General features: G+C 45.6%; 15 protein-coding genes and 1 tRNA gene. 13 read left to right on the top strand and 3 right to left on the bottom strand.

Features of this window, described 5'->3' with window-relative positions:
- The first annotated feature begins 107 nt into the window (after positions 1 to 107).
- Positions 108 to 184: transfer RNA gene (locus IE104_RS09145), tRNA-Pro, on the top strand.
- 186 nt (positions 185 to 370) lie between these two features.
- Complete coding sequence (locus IE104_RS09140) at positions 371 to 1114, top strand: SapC family protein (RefSeq protein ID WP_189417683.1); 744 nt, start codon at positions 371 to 373, stop codon at positions 1112 to 1114.
- Positions 1115 to 1196: 82 nt separating this feature from the next.
- Here IE104_RS09140 and IE104_RS09135 read toward each other — a convergent pair whose 3' ends face one another.
- Entirely contained in the window at positions 1197 to 1514 is a 318-nt protein-coding gene (locus tag IE104_RS09135) for an HPF/RaiA family ribosome-associated protein (protein WP_229837751.1), read from the bottom strand.
- Between the two features lie 435 nt (positions 1515 to 1949).
- Between IE104_RS09135 and IE104_RS09130 the strand changes: the two genes are divergently transcribed.
- A complete protein-coding gene (locus tag IE104_RS09130; protein WP_189417681.1) occupies positions 1950 to 2453 on the top strand; it encodes an Hsp20 family protein in 504 nt (167 codons plus the stop codon).
- Between the two features lie 56 nt (positions 2454 to 2509).
- On the opposite strand, the gene IE104_RS09125 is transcribed toward IE104_RS09130, so the two are convergent.
- Positions 2510 to 3514: a GlxA family transcriptional regulator gene (locus IE104_RS09125; protein WP_189417679.1), complete on the bottom strand. Its 1005-nt coding sequence runs from the start codon at positions 3512 to 3514 to the stop codon at positions 2510 to 2512.
- A gap of 120 nt (positions 3515 to 3634) precedes the next feature.
- On the opposite strand from IE104_RS09125, the gene IE104_RS09120 reads away from it, so the two are divergent.
- The 10 genes from IE104_RS09120 (at position 3635) to recJ (ending at position 14376) form a co-directional block, all read left to right on the top strand.
- A complete protein-coding gene (locus tag IE104_RS09120; protein ID WP_189417677.1) occupies positions 3635 to 5539 on the top strand; it encodes a beta-ketoacyl synthase in 1905 nt (634 codons plus the stop codon).
- A gap of 151 nt (positions 5540 to 5690) precedes the next feature.
- Positions 5691 to 5936 carry a 30S ribosomal protein S16 gene (gene rpsP / locus IE104_RS09115; RefSeq protein WP_189417676.1) on the top strand — a complete coding sequence of 82 codons (246 nt, stop codon included), beginning with the start codon at positions 5691 to 5693 and terminating at the stop codon, positions 5934 to 5936.
- A 15-nt stretch (positions 5937 to 5951) separates the two neighbouring features.
- Positions 5952 to 6491, top strand: a complete 540-nt coding sequence (gene rimM, locus IE104_RS09110) for a ribosome maturation factor RimM (protein WP_189417674.1) — start codon at positions 5952 to 5954, stop codon at positions 6489 to 6491.
- Between the two features lie 91 nt (positions 6492 to 6582).
- Positions 6583 to 7299 carry a tRNA (guanosine(37)-N1)-methyltransferase TrmD gene (gene trmD / locus IE104_RS09105; RefSeq protein ID WP_189418403.1) on the top strand — a complete coding sequence of 239 codons (717 nt, stop codon included), beginning with the start codon at positions 6583 to 6585 and terminating at the stop codon, positions 7297 to 7299.
- Positions 7300 to 7325: 26 nt separating this feature from the next.
- Positions 7326 to 7682 (top strand): 50S ribosomal protein L19, encoded by a 357-nt coding sequence (gene rplS, locus IE104_RS09100; protein ID WP_444542200.1) that lies wholly within the window; start codon positions 7326 to 7328, stop codon positions 7680 to 7682.
- Positions 7683 to 7784: 102 nt separating this feature from the next.
- On the top strand, positions 7785 to 8705 hold the full coding sequence (gene xerD / locus IE104_RS09095; RefSeq protein WP_189417671.1) for a site-specific tyrosine recombinase XerD: 921 nt from the start codon (positions 7785 to 7787) through the stop codon (positions 8703 to 8705).
- 21 nt (positions 8706 to 8726) lie between these two features.
- Positions 8727 to 9482, top strand: coding sequence for a thioredoxin fold domain-containing protein (locus tag IE104_RS09090; RefSeq protein WP_189417669.1), 756 nt, complete (start codon positions 8727 to 8729; stop codon positions 9480 to 9482).
- Positions 9483 to 9648: 166 nt separating this feature from the next.
- Complete coding sequence (locus tag IE104_RS09085) at positions 9649 to 10971, top strand: homoserine dehydrogenase (RefSeq protein WP_229837750.1); 1323 nt, start codon at positions 9649 to 9651, stop codon at positions 10969 to 10971.
- Between the two features lie 57 nt (positions 10972 to 11028).
- Positions 11029 to 12426, top strand: coding sequence for a threonine synthase (gene thrC / locus IE104_RS09080; RefSeq protein ID WP_189417666.1), 1398 nt, complete (start codon positions 11029 to 11031; stop codon positions 12424 to 12426).
- A 216-nt stretch (positions 12427 to 12642) separates the two neighbouring features.
- On the top strand, positions 12643 to 14376 hold the full coding sequence (gene recJ, locus IE104_RS09075; RefSeq protein ID WP_189417664.1) for a single-stranded-DNA-specific exonuclease RecJ: 1734 nt from the start codon (positions 12643 to 12645) through the stop codon (positions 14374 to 14376).
- Between the two features lie 6 nt (positions 14377 to 14382).
- Here the strand turns inward: recJ and IE104_RS09070 are convergent, their stop codons facing one another.
- Positions 14383 to 15006 carry an arylesterase gene (locus IE104_RS09070; RefSeq protein ID WP_189417662.1) on the bottom strand — a complete coding sequence of 208 codons (624 nt, stop codon included), beginning with the start codon at positions 15004 to 15006 and terminating at the stop codon, positions 14383 to 14385.
- Positions 15007 to 15120: the final 114 nt, after the last annotated feature.

Below are 15120 nucleotides of genomic sequence, written 5' to 3'. Positions count from 1 at the left end.
TCCTAATAGTTTGTTGCAATCCCAATGAATTAAGGTATTATGCCCGTCCCTCGCAGCATAGGCATTGTTTATGCTGCGCATGTGATAAATAGCAAAAGGTTTACACTCGGAGCGTAGCGCAGCTCGGTAGCGCACCATACTGGGGGTGTGGGGGTCGTGGGTTCAAATCCCGCCGTTCCGACCATATTTATGAGAAGGCGCTTTTATAAGCGCCTTTTTTATTGCCCGAAATTTTCGCATTATTTGTTCTAACGAATTTAATTCCCAGCTAGTGGCACTCATCAATCAAAGTGCTACCATGCATTTTCATTTTTGAAGCACCTAATTTTTCCAGAGCGCTCTGTGCGTCACAATAACAAGAGGTATCCCCGTGTCAAAGCAATTAATGATTTACGACAACATCCAACCTTTATCTGAAAAGCACGCCAAGTGGTCTATAAGCGTTGAAGACCATGCATTTGTCAGCCACTTAAATTCTGTTCCTCTTCTCGCCAGCGAAATCTCCTCAGCAGCAGCTGAATTTCCGATTATCTTCTCCAAGACCGGTGTAGAGGGTGAATATCTCCCTCTCGCTGTTATGGGGTTAAAAGACGACCAAAATCTGCTGCTTAACGATAAAAATATCTTAATCACTCGCTATGTGCCCGCTTTTATTCGCCGTTATCCGTTCATTTTGGGCGGTGCAGAGGGTGCAGAAATGATGACCCTTTGTTTGGATGAAGACAGTAAGGCAGTCGTTAAAGATGGTAGCCGCGGTGAGCGTTTGTTTAATGATGACGGCAGCAACTCAGATCTGTTGAATGATATTATTGCTTTCCAACAGGACTATCAGTCTCACGCGCCTTTAACGCGCAACTTTAGCAAGAAATTACATGAGTTAGGTTTGTTAGAACCTATGTCGGCTAACATTTCCTTCAAAGCAAAGGAAGAAGTTAAGTTGAATTTGGGTGGCTTTTTTGTTGTGAAGCGTGAAAATCTAAAAGCGATTAGCGATGAAGAGGCGTTGGATTTGTTTAAGAAAGATGGTTTGGAACTCATTTATGCACACATGAATTCCTTGTCCAACTTCAACCGTTTGATTGACATTATGTCCGCGCAGTTAGCTAAAGAATAATTTGTGACGGTGTTAAAAAAGCCGGGATCTCGCAAGAGGTTCCGGCTTTTTTTATAGGCACTTGTAAGTGCCGGGGAGCTGCCTATTGCAGCGTTCTTTGACGTGCTGTGATTTGTTTAACTTTACGTTCGGCGCTATTAAACGCATCGCGCACGGCAAGATGAATCGATTCGTTGTCCTGTGTAACGGCTATAGGATGGCCTTTGATATCTATTTCAATAGAGGCGCGGAATTGTTTGCCTTTGTGTTTGTGGTTGTGGGGGGTGTCAAGAACCACACGGCTGTGCATAATTTGATCGGAGAAGCGGTTTAGTTTTTCAAGTTTTTTTGTAATAACTTCGTTGAGTGAAGCAGAGAAATCCAAATCACGATAGAGAACGTCGACAGCAGGTTTCATCATAAAGCTCCTTAACGTTTATGTTAGAGGGCAGATTCAATTTTCCGGCTTTTACATTTAGGGAAGCCGGTAAAACTCCCGACCCTCGGTTTCAATATTGACTCTTTGATAACAAATATCAAGATTAAATTCACTTATCTTAATAACATTTTAATCTCTACATAGTTCCTTAAGTTTTTTAGGTAATAAGCGAATGGGAGCAAATGTGGTGCTGCTAAATTCGTGATCCGTCTGCTTTTGGTGCGATTTTTAAAGCCTTGGTGCACCGGAATCGGCACTCCAAGTTAGAGAGTAATTATTTTTTAATTATTACCTTGAAATGTTTTAGGCAGGCTACATATCTATCTGGCAGCTGCTCATCAGGGAGTTGCAAAAAACTAACGACTTGATCATTGCGATAAGTCATTTTTTATATTGCTCAGAATTGAGGATATGTTTATGCGTAATTTTGATTTTTCTCCGCTGTATCGTTCTGCTATTGGCTTTGATCGTATGGCCAACATTCTTGATAGTTTAAATCGTGCTGAACAAAATCAGCCAAGCTATCCTCCTTACAATATTGAATTAACGGGCGAAGATAAATATCGCATCACTATGGCAGTGGCTGGGTTTGATCGCTCGGAAATTAATATTGAAGTGAATCAAAATCATTTAACTGTTTCTGCTAATAAAGGTACAGAAGAGCAAGCTCGTACTTATCTGCACCAAGGTATTGCTGCACGCAGTTTTGAACGTCGTTTTCAATTAGCTGATCATGTCCAAGTGCAATCAGCCAACTATGAAAATGGTTTGTTGCATATAGATCTGCAGCGAATTATTCCAGAAGCTATGAAGCCTCGTAGTATTCCTATCGGAAATAGTGCAGCGCAAGATAAGCTTACTCAGGTCACTTCGTCTGTGGCCGCCAATGCTGAGGCCGGCGGAAATACAGTAGCCGCTTAATCTGACCTCATCGAATTTATCCCTCGTGCAGTTTTTTGTGCGGGGGATATTCGTTTTTAGGTTGTGCTAAATAATTTTGCGCGTACGGTTTCCCTATAGGCAATAGGTGTCGTTGCCAAATGCTTTTTAAATAAGGCGGTAAAAAATCCTGTGTCTTGATAACCAACTTTATCAACGATTTCGTTAATAGATAAGTTGGTGGTCTTCAATAGATCTTTGGCGATATTAATTCGAACTTCCTGTAAAAAATCTAACGGCGAAATTCCCAGTGCTGCTTTGAATCTGCGATTTAATGTTCGCGTACTCATGCCAAATTTTTCGGCTAGCTGTGTCATAACGATGTCACGGTGATAATTATCTTGTAACCAAATTTGAATTTGGGTGATGTCTTCGTCCGGATGGTTGCTGTGCTCTTTTTCAAAAAAACCACTCGCTTCATAAGCACGGCGAATTTCGTGAGAGAAATGCCGTTCAACGTGATTGGCGATTTCTTTTCCAAATAATCGTTGAATAAAATGCACTGTTAAATCGGCAAGAGAGTTCACACTGGCTGCGCAATAAAGGTTGCCCGCTTGGGTAATAAAATATTGCCGTTTGAGTTGCACCAGCGGGTAATCTTTTTGGAACTGATCAAAATAATGCCAGTGAGTAGTAGCAGCTTTACCATCCAGTAATCCGGCCTCCGCCAAAAAACAACATCCGGTGCCAACGGCGCTAATTAATGCCCCATTTTGGTATTCCTGTTTTAGCCAATCCAGCAAAGCTTGGCTTTTTTTTATGAGGGGGCGAGGGTTGCGCCACAGGCCCGGGATGTAAATGATCTGGTTGTCAGCGAATTCATGCAGCGCACCGTCTGGCTGCCAACGCAAACCCGAGCGAGTTAAAACCGGCTCTCCCGTTAGGCTGGCGGTACGTATTTGTATGGGCGGTGTATTTTGGGCGTTGACTGTTAAGGCTTTAGATGCCGCACTTTGAGCTGCCAACAACATCTCGGAGGGTAGGGTAGTGCTGGTTGCAAGCATGTTCTCAAGCAAGACAAAGGTGATGTTGGTGCTTTGCATATGGGCCTCGGTTAGTAATGGCTAAAATACCATTAATTATGGCTAAATCAACAATGACTTTGGAGGTTGAACTCAATAGACTGTTTTTATCGAATGCTTGTTTGTTGCCTGAGGTTAAAGATGTCGCGTTTGCCTATCATTGTTGGTTTTGGTGGTTTTAGTGCTGCAGGCCGTAGTTCCGGTCATCATGCTTATCGTCGCATGGTCATTGAGAGCTTGCCGGAGCAAGAACGTCAGGAAACCCTGGCGGGTTTGGCTGTCATGATGGGTTTAGTGAAATACGAAGGCGACCAATATCAGGATGAATCAGGCAATACCTTGAGTCTGGCTCAGATAGAGTCGAAGCATGGCGCTGCGGTTTTAGATGGCACCTTGATTCGTCGCATTGAGAAAACTTTTTTTGACGTGGATGCTGCTCACTGGCAGAAAAATGCTGTTCTGGGGGCCAATGACCAACCTCTAGTTTTTGACATGCGCCGCCGCGATTTGCCTGAGCCGGTGCCCGCAAATTGGTTGGTAAAAGATTTGGATGATGACCGTGTCCAAGTCACAGCGCCAAATGGCCTGGAAGTTAAATTTGATAGTTATCGCGAGCTGCCTGTTAAATCTGCGGGTCAGTTGCCGCGCGGTTTCAATCCTGGTTCCCTCTACAATTCACATTACCATCCGCGCGCACTGCAATTGGCGGTCATTGGCGCTTCAGATGCCATTCAATCTGTTGGTATTGAATGGCAGACCATTATGGATGCTGTTAATCCTGATCAGGTCACCGTTTATGCCAGCAACGTTATGAGCCAAATGGACGAAAATGGTTTCGGCGGTTTGCTGAAATCGCGCTTAAAAGGTGGTCGAGTCGGTAGTAAACAATGCCCGCTGGGTTTAAATACCATGCCCGCTGATTTTGTAAATGCTTACATCCTTGGGAGCGTAGGCCACACTGGTGCCATTACGGGAGCTTGTGCGTCCTTTCTGTATAACCTGCGCGCTGCCGTGGAAGATATTATTGCGGGTAAATGTCGCGTTGCTGTGGTGGGTACTGCTGAGGCGCCCATACTGCCTGAGATTATTGATGGCTATGCGACCATGGGTGCGTTGGCCAGTGAAGAAAAGCTTAGAAAATTGGATGGTACCGAAGAGGCTGATCCTCGCCGCACAAGTCGCCCGTTTGGTGAAAACGCCGGTTTTACTATGGCAGAGGCTAGCCAATACATTGTCTTGATGGATGATGCCTTGGTGATGGAATTGGGTGCAGACATTCACGGTGCCGTGAGCGATGTGTTTATTAATGCTGACGGCTTTAAAAAATCCATTTCCGCTCCCGGTCCGGGTAATTACATCACCATGGCTAAGGCTGTGGCTGCAGCGCGCGCCTTGGTGGGTGAAGAAGCGGTCCGTGAGCGCTCCATGATCCAGGCCCATGGTTCAAGCACTCCGCAAAACCGTGTCACTGAATCGCATATTTTCGATCAAATCGCCCAAACTTTTGGTATTACGCAGTGGCCGGTTTCTGCAGTGAAGGCTTACGTTGGTCATTCGTTGGCTGCTGCAAGTGGCGAGCAGTTGATCTCCAGCTTGGGAGTTTTCAAATACGGCCTGATTCCGGGCATTAAAACCATCGACAAGGTTGCGGATGATGTTTTTGCCGAGCGCCTGCAAATATCGATTAAAGATGTTGACCGTAGGTCCTCGCCTATTGATGTTGCTTTCCTGAACTCCAAAGGCTTTGGAGGCAATAACGCTACGGCGAATCTTTTGGCGCCTCATGTAGTGGCGTCAATGCTGAGTCGTCGTTATGGGGCTGATGCTGTAGCGGCTTATCAGGAGCGCCGAGCGGCGGTTGTAGCCAATGCGAATGATTATGACCAGCAAGCGCTTAAGGGTAATTTCGATACTATCTATCACTTTGGTAAAAACCTGGTTGATGAGAGCCAAATTACTATTAGTCAGTCAAAAATCACTTTGCCGGGCTTTGCTCAGTCCATCGATCTACCAGTAACCAGTCGATTTGAGGATATGGCTCCCTAGATCTTGTGGTTTAGGGGCGAAACAAGTCTATACAAACCCATCGCTTTCCCTTAAAATGCCGCGCCTTTCGCATACCTTGTTGTGCGATTAACATTTTTTTAACTGAGAGCATTAACGCTCTCCTCTAAACAAACACAGGAAGAAGACCTCAATGGTAACTATTCGTCTGTCACGTGGCGGCTCTAAAGCTCGTCCATTTTATCACTTGACTGTAACCAACAGCCGCAGCGCTCGTAACGGCCGTTTCATTGAGCGTATTGGTTTCTTCAATCCAGTTGCTCGTGGTCAAGAAGAAACTTTGCGTGTTGATGCTGACCGTTTGGCTCACTGGGTTGCTCAAGGCGCTCAATTGAGTGATCGCGTTGCTGCTCTCGTTAAAAGCCAAAAAGCTGCTTAAGTGATTTGACGCCTAATGTCTGAGAAAAAATTAGATTTAATCAACGTTGGGCGTATCACTGCTGTATTTGGTATTAAAGGTTGGGTGAAGGTTCACTCTTACACCGAGCCGCAAGAAAACCTCTTTGAGTATCACCCTTGGTGGTTGAAAACAGCCCACGGTGTCAAAAAGGTTGAGATTGATGATGCAAGACCGCATGGCGACGCTTTTGTTGCGCATATTGTTGGGGTGGATGATCGCGATTTGGCGATGGAATTTACCGGTTTCGATATTGCGATTGAACGCGATCTCATGCCAGAGCTGGATGATGGTGAATACTACTGGAGTCAGCTTGAGGGCTTGGCAGTATACACACAGTTTTCCGGTACGCGTCAGCGCTTGGGGATTGTGTCAAAACTGTTTGAAACGGGTGCTAACGATGTGTTGGTGGTGGTCGGCGATGCTGAATCTATCGACCAAAAAGAACGTTTAGTGCCTTATGTTCCCGAGCAATTTGTTCTCTCTGTGGATTTAACGGCAGGCGAGATACTAGTTGACTGGGATCCAGAATTTTAAGTTTTAAAATCATTGAGGGGCTGTGGTGGATAATCAACCACAAACAAGCGGGTCACCGTTAAAGATAGCGGTAATCTCGATCTTCCCCGATATGTTTGGCGCTATCGCCAACTTTGGTATTACCAGTCGCGCGCTCAAGCAAGGTTTGGTGGAGTTGAAAACTATCACTCCACGAGATTTTGCGCATGATCGCCACTCAACAGTGGATGATCGCCCCTTCGGTGGCGGCCCCGGTATGGTGATGATGGTGCAACCCTTGCGGGATGCTATCGCAGAAGCCAAGGTCTGGGCGGGTAGTGAAGCCAAAGTGATTTACCTGTCGCCACAGGGTAGAACGCTGGATCAAGCGGGTGTTGTGCAGCTTTCGGGCTATAACAACATGATTTTGATCGCAGGGCGCTACGAAGGCATAGACGAGCGCTTGCTCGACACAGTTATCGATGAAGAATGGTCCATCGGTGATTATGTGTTAAGCGGTGGCGAGTTGCCGGCGATGGTGTTGATAGATGCGGTAACGCGGTTAATTCCGGGGGCTTTAGGGCACGCGCTATCGGCAGAGCAAGATTCGTTTACTGCGGGTTTGTTAGATTGCCCGCACTACACTCGGCCGGAAGAATTTGAAGGCATGAGGGTTCCAGAGGTTTTAATGTCTGGTAACCATGAACTGATTCGGCGCTGGCGCTTGAAACAAGCGTTAGGGCGAACATGGCTGAAAAGGCCAGATTTATTGCAAGCAATAAACTTAACCGAGGAACAGCAAAAGCTGTTGACGGATTATCGTCGGGACCTTGATAACGACACACTCTAGCTGTGAAGCTATAGACTCTTAGGAGAATATCAATGACTAACAAAATTATTCAGGCTCTCGAAGCTGAACAACTGAAAGCCAACGTAACCGAATTTTCACCAGGTGACACCGTTGTAGTTCAGGTACAAGTAAAAGAAGGTGATCGCGTGCGTTCACAGGCTTTCGAAGGCGTTGTAATCGCTATCCGTAGCCGTGGTTTGAACTCTGCTTTCACCGTACGTAAAATTTCTCACGGTGTTGGTGTTGAGCGTACTTTCCAAACTCACTCTCGCCAAATCGAGAGCATCACCCTGAAGCGTCGTGGTGATGTACGTCAAGCTAAACTTTACTACCTGCGCGACCTTACTGGTAAGGCTGCACGTATTAAGGAAAAATTGGTTTAATAGTCAGCTAAATTTTTTAGTTGCTATAACCGCAAAAGCCAGCGCAGGAAACTGCCCTGGCTTTTTGTTTTCTGTTAATCTCGAATTTTTTGAGATGCTTTAATGGAAGCTGATTTACCGCAACCGCTATCGGCGCACGAAGAAAGTGTTATCGCACTTTATCTTGATGCGATTTGGATGGAGAAAGGCCTGAGTCAAAACTCGCTGGATTCCTATCGCACAGATTTAACCTTGTTTGCTCAGTGGTTATGTTTGCAGGGAAAGAATTTGTTGGGCGTTACTTCTGTTGATCTACAGTCCTATCTTGCGCACCGGTTGTCGCAGAAGCTTCAAAGCCGTTCAAGTGCGCGTTTTCTCTCGTGCATGCGCGGGTTTTATCGCCACCAATTGCGAGAGGGTGTTTTGCAAGAAAACCCTATGGCGTTAATCGAAAGCCCAAAATTACCTCGCTCCTTACCGAAATCTTTAACCGAAGCTGATGTCGAAGCATTGTTGGATGCCCCAGATTTGGAGGATCCTATCGGGTTACGTGATCGCACTATGCTGGAGGTTCTTTACGCTTGTGGCTTACGAGTGACTGAATTGGTAACCCTGACTATGCCGCAAATCAATTTACGTCAGAATGTAATTCGCGTAATGGGGAAAGGTAGTAAAGAGCGGCTAATTCCTATGGGGGAGGAAGCTGCTTCATGGCTGGAAAAATATTTTCGCGAGGCAAGACCTTTTTTGCTGAATAACTTGCCTAACGAAGTGGTATTTCCCAGTACGCGCGCGCAGCACATGACCCGCCAAACTTTTTGGCATCGCATCAAGCATTGGGCTACAGTTGCGGGTATCGATAAACCTTTATCGCCGCATACCCTCAGGCACGCGTTTGCGACCCATCTTTTAAATCACGGAGCTGATTTGCGAGTGGTACAATTACTATTGGGGCACAGTGATTTATCAACAACACAGATTTACACGCATATTGCGCGTACACGAATGAAAGCACAGCACGCTGCGCATCACCCGCGCGGTTAATTTATCGTTTTGGAGTTAGTTATGGCTGCTAGTCGCCTGTCTTTATGGTTTGGTTTCATGGCTTTTTTCTGCATGGGTGCTGCTTATGCGGCCGATGCACCGGGCAACTTGCTTAAGCGCCCAACACCCGAGTCTATTATCATTGCCAAGCTTTCCCAGGCGATTCCCCAATACAAAGTGACTTCGGTTCGTCCTTCCCCTATTGCTGGCTTGTACCTTGTGCAAATTGGCGGTAGCGATGTATTGGTCACCGCCGACGGTAGCAAATTTATCCAGGGCGATATTTTTGACGTTACCTCTACCGGCATCGCTAAATGGGAAGATCCGGCCTTGGTTGCCGAGCGCAAGAAAATGCTGACAACCATCAATCCCAAAGACTCCATTAACTTCAAACCTGCAAAAACCAAGGCTGTGGTTTATGTGTTTACTGATGTGGACTGTGGTTATTGCCGTAAGCTAAATAGTGAAATGGCTGATTACAACAAGCTGGGTATTGAAATTCGTTATTTGGCTTTCCCGCGCTCCGGTATCCCCAGCCCATCTGCAGACAAGCTGGTAACCGCCTGGTGCTCTAAAGACAAGCAAGCTGTATTGACCAAAGTTAAAGAAGGCTATGAGGTTCCAAACCTCACGTGCCCCAATCCTGTTGCTGCGCAATTCGAATTGGGCGGGCGTTTGGGTGTGAGTGCAACCCCCGCACTTTGGATGCCAGATGGCACTATCAAGTTAGGTTATTTGCCCCCAAGTCAGCTCGCAAAAGATCTTGGTATTTTGTAATTTTCGTTTTTCTGTAGAACTTCGCTTATCAGCAGGGCTGGTGCATTGACAGCCCTGACTTCCCTGAGTATGGTGACCACCTTTTTTGAAAACCGGCTAAATGCTTGGGGTTCAATCCTTATTTTTTCGTTTCTTTTTTTGGGCTTTCACGCTTAGGGGAATCTACTTGAATCCAGTCAACTCTGCGCGCACGGTCAACGTGGGCATCTGCGGTCTTGGAACCGTCGCTAGCGGCACTGTAAACATACTCACACGCAACAAAAAGCTGATCGATGCCCGCTCAGGTTGCAATGTGTCTATTGTGCAAATTGGCGCCCGTCGCGATAACCCGAAAGTGGATACGTCAGGCTATTCCGTTACCCGCGATATTTTCGATGTGGTGAATAATCCAGCTGTTGATATCGTTGTTGAGTTAATCGGCGGCACTACCGTTGCCAAAGATTTGGTATTGACTGCAATCGCTAATGGCAAGCATATCGTTACAGCAAATAAGGCATTGATTGCTCATCACGGCGATGAAATTTTTGCGGCCGCTAAAGCTAAAGGTGTCACTGTTGCGTTTGAAGCTGCTGTTGCAGGCGGTATACCAATTATCAAATCTATCCGTGAAGGTTTGGCTGCTAACAACATTGAATGGTTGGCGGGCATCATTAACGGTACTACCAACTTTATTTTGACCGAAATGCGCGACAAAGGTCGTGCTTTCGAAGATGTGCTTAAAGAAGCGCAAGAGTTGGGTTATGCCGAAGCAGATCCAACTTTCGACGTAGAAGGTATTGATGCGGCGCACAAGTTGGTGATTTTGGCTTCGCTAGCATTTGGCATTCCGCTCGATGTGAAAAAAGTATTCACAGAAGGCATCACCAAAATTTCGACTGAAGACGTGAATTACGCTGAAGAGCTTGGCTATCGCATCAAGCACTTGGGTATAGCGCGTCGCTCTGCCGGTGGAATTGAATTGCATGTAAACCCAACGCTGATTCCAGAAAAGCGCTTAATCGCGAATGTTGATGGCGTTATGAATGCTGTATTGGTAAAAGGTGATGCTGTAGGTCCAACACTTTATTACGGCGCTGGCGCGGGTGCAGAGCCAACAGGTTCGTCTGTTGTAGGTGATATTGTTGATGTTGCGCGTACTTTGCTTGCAGACCCAGCTCACCGCGTTCCTTATCTTGGTTTTCAGGACGAGTTCGTTACCGAGCAAAAACATTTGCCAATGGATGAAATTGAAACCGCTTATTACCTGCGTATGTCTGCGTTGGATAAGCCAGGCGTTCTTTCTAAAGTTGCGACTATTTTGAGCGACTCGGGGATCAGTATTGAGGCCATGATTCAAAAAGAAGCGAAGGAGGGTGAATCAACTGTGCCGTTAATTTTGCTTACCAATCGTGTGCAAGAAAAGAAAATGATTGCTGCGATTAGCAAAATTGAATCACTTGATTCTATTTCAGCTCCTGTTGTTCGCATTCGTGTTGAATCATTGAAGTAAGTGACAATACGCGCAGTATCGAAATAATTTTGAAAATTTTGTAAAAGGTTAATTAACGTGAAATACATCAGCACCCGCGGCATTGCACCTGCGCTTTCTTTCGAAGAAGTTGTTCTAACTGGTTTGGCTCCTGATGGCGGTTTGTATGTGCCAGAAACTTTGCCAACTTTTTCAAAAGAAGAAATTGCGTCATGGGCTGGCTTGTCATATCAGGATTTGGCGTTCAACGTAATGAAGCCATTTGTTGCTGGTGCGGTGAGCGATGAGGATTTCAAAAAAATTATTGCCGATGCTTACGCAACTTTCCGTCATGATGCAATTGCTCCGCTCGTGCAAACTGCACATAACGAATTTATTCTGGAGTTGTTCCAAGGCCCAACGCTTGCGTTTAAAGATTTCGCGTTGCAATTTTTAGGTCACTTGCTTGACCACTTATTGAAAAAGCGTAACCAAAAAGTTGTGGTCATGGGCGCAACCTCTGGCGATACAGGTTCAGCAGCAATTGAAGGTTGTCGCCGTTGCGATAACATCGATATTTTTATCATGCACCCGAACAATCGCGTGTCTGAAGTTCAGCGTCGCCAAATGACCACTGTACTTGCACCGAACGTTTTCAATATTGCACTCGAAGGTAACTTCGACGATTGCCAAAATATGGTGAAAGCAAGTTTTGGCGATCAATCTTTTCTGCCAGAAGGTCGTCAACTAGTAGCGGTAAACTCCATTAACTGGGCGCGTATCATGGCGCAAATCGTTTACTACTTCTACGCAGGTTTGGCGCTCGGCGCTCCACATCGTCCAATTGCTTTCTCTGTTCCTACTGGAAACTTTGGTGATATTTTTGCGGGTTATCTTGCTAAGAAAATGGGCTTGCCGGTTGATCAATTAGTTATTGCCACCAACAGCAACGACATATTGCACCGTTGTATTAGCAGTAACGATCACAGCAAAAATCAATTGCAACATACCTTGTCGCCAAGCATGGATATCATGGTATCGAGCAACTTCGAGCGTATGTTGTTTGATTTGTATGATCGCGATGGCAATGCAATTCGCCAGCTAATGGAAGATTTCAAATCAGGCAGCATGGTATTAAAAGAATCTGCACTTTCACGCGCACGTGAGTTATTTACTAGCTACGGCGTGAATGATGATGTCACTATTGATGTGATTCGCGATGTATTTGAAAATACCGAATACTTGCTTGATCCACACACTGCTATTGGTGTTGAAGCCGCGCGTAAGACTCGCCGTCGTCACGACATTCCAATGGTGTGTTTAGCAACTGCGCATCCTGCAAAATTCCCGGAAGCAGTGCGTAAGGCAGGGCAGGATGAAGATCCAGCGTTGCCGCATCACATGACAGATTTGTTTGAGCGCGAAGAGCGTTACACTGTATTGCCGCAAGAGCTTAAAAAGGTTCAGGATTTTATTGCGGCTAACGTGCGCAAATAATTTAGTATTCTGCGTATAACGAAACGCCGCATTGGTTTGCTAATGCGGCGTTTTTTGTTTTTAAAAACTATTTCTTTCTTTTTAAGTGATTGAGTAGAGTAAATAGGGAATCGTCATCCTCGCGAAGCGGGGATCCAGCTCTTTTAGTTTACAAAATCAAAAGCTGGATCCCCGCTTCGCGAGGATGACGATTCCCTGTTAAATTAAAATCTACTTATGAAAAAAATTATCAAACGCCGTGCAATCGATCAACAAACTAAATTCGATGAATCAGTTCATCCCTTACTGCAACGCATCTACAGCGCTCGCGGCATTCAGCAGCAACATGAATTGCAATATCAACTCGCGCAGCTGCATAAACCAAACTTCAAAGGTTTGCAGGAAGCTGTAAGTATTTTGGCGGATGCAGTTGTTGCCGGTGCAAAAATAATAATCGTTGGTGATTTTGACGCTGACGGCGCAACCAGCAGTGCGCTTGCAGTCTTGGCTTTGCGTGCAATGGGTTTGCATAATGTGGATTTTTTGGTGCCCAACCGCTTTGAATATGGTTACGGTTTAACGCCAGAAATTGTTGCCGTAGCTGCCGCGCAGGAACCGGATGTAATCATCACTGTAGATAACGGAATCTCCAGTATCGAAGGTGTAAATGCAGCGCGCGAATTAGGTATTGCAGTAATCGTAACAGATCACCATTTGCCGGGTAGTGAATTGCCCGAAGCAGATGCCATCGTAAATCCCAATCAACCCGGTTGCGAATTCCCCAGCAAAAATCTTGCGGGTGTTGGTGTTATTTTTTACGTAATGAACGCATTGCGTGCTGAGTTGCGTCAAATGGGCTGGTTTGCAGAAAGCGGAATTACTGAACCGAATATGGCGAGCTTTTTAGATTTGGTTGCGCTCGGCACAGTGGCGGACGTTGTTCCCCTTGATCACAATAATCGTATTCTCGTTGCCCAAGGTTTGCAGCGAATTCGTGCGGGTATGGCGCGTCCGGGAATAAATGCTCTGTTAGATGTCGCAGGCAAGCAAGCGCATAAAGTTGTTGCCAGTGATTTTGGATTTGCACTGGGCCCACGTCTAAACGCGGCAGGGCGCTTGGACGATATGTCTCTCGGCATTCAATGTCTGATTTGTGAAAGTGAATCTCTTGCACGTGAAATGGCCATGCAGATGGACGATTTAAATAAGGACAGAAAAGCCATTGAAACCGGTATGCAGCAGGAGGCTATGTCTATGCTGCAAAAAGTGTTATCGGCAGATGAAGATGCGTTACCCTGGGGCGTGTGTTTGTTTGATGAAACATGGCATCAGGGTGTGATTGGTATTTTGGCTTCGCGAATTAAAGATAAATATCATCGACCAACCATTGTGTTTGCAGATGTTGGCGACGGGCAAATCAAAGGCTCTGCGCGTTCAATCCACGGGTTTCATATTCGCGATGCCTTGGATGCAATAGCCGCACGTCATCCACACATTTTGCAAAAGTTTGGCGGTCACGCTATGGCTGCTGGAATGAGTTTGACTCGCGAAAATTTTTCTGCGTTTGCGCGGGCTTTTGATGACGAAGTGCGCCGTCAATTAACGCAGGATGATTTGTCTGCTGTAGTGCTAAGCGATGGTGAACTACACGCGCAAGATTTTAATTTGTCGATGGCCCAGCAGTTACGCGAATCAGGCCCTTGGGGACAACATTTTCCAGAGCCGGTTTTTGATGGTGAATTCTTTCTAATTCAGCAGAAACTCTTGGGTGAAAAGCACCTGAAAATGACCTTGGGTGTTGATCCACTGGGGCAACAATTGGTAGATGCCATAGCGTTTAATATTGATGCCAAGCTTTGGCCAAATTTGCAGGCGAAAAAAGTAAAAGTGGCTTATCGCCTGGATGTGAATGAATTCCGCGGTAATAAAACTGTGCAGCTTATGGTGGACTATATGGAAGCTGCTCTCTAGTCATTTCTATTGCGCAGCTTCTTTGATCATCGGTAATAAAACAGGCAAGACATTTTTTACAATGGCTGGCTGTGCTTCTGCTGTCGGATGTATGTTGTCCGGTTGAATAAGGTTGCTATGGCCTGCTACATCTTCCAGCAAAAAAGGAATCAGCAAGATTTTATTTTTTTCTGCAAGTTCCGGGTAAATATCTTTAAATTGTGTTGTGTAGCGTTGCCCATAATTCGGTGGGATTTGCATTCCCGCAAGCAATACTTTTGCATTACTACCTTGGCTTAAGCTAATCATTGCTTGTAAATTTTCTCGCATGATTTTTAACGGCTGGCCGCGCAACCCATCATTGCCCCCTAATTCAAGAATAACAATATCAGGTTTGTGTTTGCTAAGCAGCGCGGGCAGGCGGGTTAAACCACCACTGGTTGTTTCACCACTCACGCTCGCGTTTATAAGAGTGGCTTGTTGCTTTTTAGCCAGTTCCTGTTGTAACAGGTGCACCCATCCTTGTTCCAATTTAATTCCGTAGCCAGCGCTCAAGCTATCGCCCATAACAAGAATGCTTGGTTGTTTGGCAAAGGCAAATGTTGCTACAAAAGTGAATAATGCGAGCACCAAAATTCTGACAAAAGTCATGCTAAGGCTTCCTGTAAATGTGGCATTGTGGTCTTAAGGATGGGGCTATTTTGATAGCGATTGAATTCCTTTGTCTATATAAATGTCTCGATAAATCCTGCGAATTAAAAAAAT

It is taken from the genome of Cellvibrio zantedeschiae (assembly GCF_014652535.1).
In the GTDB taxonomy this organism is placed as follows: Bacteria; Pseudomonadota; Gammaproteobacteria; order Pseudomonadales; family Cellvibrionaceae; genus Cellvibrio; species Cellvibrio zantedeschiae.
The sequence above is the reverse complement of the archived record's forward strand: the minus strand, read 5'-3'. Positions and strand labels throughout refer to the sequence as shown.

Coding starts and splice junctions, on each gene's coding strand:
- IE104_RS09135 (WP_229837751.1), bottom strand. CDS start 1,514: ATGATGAAACCTGCTGTCGACGTTCTCTATCGTGATTTGGATTTCTCT.
- IE104_RS09130 (WP_189417681.1), top strand. CDS start 1,950: ATGCGTAATTTTGATTTTTCTCCGCTGTATCGTTCTGCTATTGGCTTT.
- IE104_RS09125 (WP_189417679.1), bottom strand. CDS start 3,514: ATGCAAAGCACCAACATCACCTTTGTCTTGCTTGAGAACATGCTTGCA.
- IE104_RS09120 (WP_189417677.1), top strand. CDS start 3,635: ATGTCGCGTTTGCCTATCATTGTTGGTTTTGGTGGTTTTAGTGCTGCA.
- rpsP (WP_189417676.1), top strand. CDS start 5,691: ATGGTAACTATTCGTCTGTCACGTGGCGGCTCTAAAGCTCGTCCATTT.
- rimM (WP_189417674.1), top strand. CDS start 5,952: ATGTCTGAGAAAAAATTAGATTTAATCAACGTTGGGCGTATCACTGCT.
- trmD (WP_189418403.1), top strand. CDS start 6,583: ATGTTTGGCGCTATCGCCAACTTTGGTATTACCAGTCGCGCGCTCAAG.
- xerD (WP_189417671.1), top strand. CDS start 7,785: ATGGAAGCTGATTTACCGCAACCGCTATCGGCGCACGAAGAAAGTGTT.
- IE104_RS09090 (WP_189417669.1), top strand. CDS start 8,727: ATGGCTGCTAGTCGCCTGTCTTTATGGTTTGGTTTCATGGCTTTTTTC.
- recJ (WP_189417664.1), top strand. CDS start 12,643: ATGAAAAAAATTATCAAACGCCGTGCAATCGATCAACAAACTAAATTC.
- IE104_RS09070 (WP_189417662.1), bottom strand. CDS start 15,006: ATGACTTTTGTCAGAATTTTGGTGCTCGCATTATTCACTTTTGTAGCA.